We start from the raw sequence: 985 nt of genomic DNA on the forward strand, positions 1-985 counted from the left end.
GCTATTTGTTGCCGCAGGTGGAGGCGCATTCCCGCTTCTTAAACTAAGCCACTTACCAGATAGAACTCGATTTGCAGGCTTCCCTGTTGGTGGTCGCTTCTTGATGGCGCCTATTAGTGAAGAAGACGCTAAACACTACTCTGCAAAAACTTACGGTAAAGCGAAAGTCGGCGCACCACCCATGTCGGTTCCGCATCTGGATTTGCGTGCTGCTAACGGAAAGCATTACTTGCTGTTTGGTCCTTTTGCGACCTTTATGCCGGTGCTGGAAAAAGGCCGAGGTTTCCTTGAGTACTTAAAGTCTATGCGCTTTCATGATATCCCTAACTTTTTGAATGTTGCGCGAGAGCACTTTCCATTAATGAAGTACCTTATTTCCGAGACCTTTGTTTGTAAGGAAAAGATGCTGAAGGAACTAGAAGACTTTGCGCCAGGTTTAAGTAGTAAATTCAACTGGCAGGTTAGTCCGGCAGGTCAGCGAGTGCAAATCATTAAAGATGGTGACTTGCAGATGGGCACCGAGATTATTGTCTCTGATGATAAAACCTACGGGACGCTACTAGGTGCCTCGCCGGGGGCGTCGGTATCACCTGAAGTGATGTTGCGACTGGTTGAACAACTCATGCCATTCCTGATTGAAGATGAGGAAGGCAATAGCAAATTACGAGAAATCTTCCCCGTTCACAGCCTCAGAAAGCTGGAAAAGGACGCTAAGCTCTATCGTGCTATCCGTGATGATGTCAATGAAACCCTAGGCATCGGATAAGCCCTCCAAGCCCAAACACCTAGGGATTTTGCCGATGATCAATCCGCTTCCTTAGGTCTTATGGGCTATTTCACAAGGTTTTACCTCAGTGTTACCTGTTGTTACCACTTTGGGATAATTTGTCATTCCTTTACTTGTTACAATCCTCGGGAATTTATTTAAGGCCCCTTTGTTTGTAACGACTAGGAATATTTGATGACGAATGATATATGGATGAAC

General features: G+C 45.7%; 1 protein-coding gene. It reads left to right on the forward strand.

Going from position 1 to position 985, the window contains the following annotated elements:
• The coding region (locus A3756_RS21520) for a malate:quinone oxidoreductase (RefSeq protein WP_197481452.1) at window positions 1-766 on the forward strand (766 nt) is incomplete at its 5' end.
• Window positions 767-985: the final 219 nt, after the last annotated feature.

Source organism: Oleiphilus sp. HI0086 (assembly GCF_001635225.1).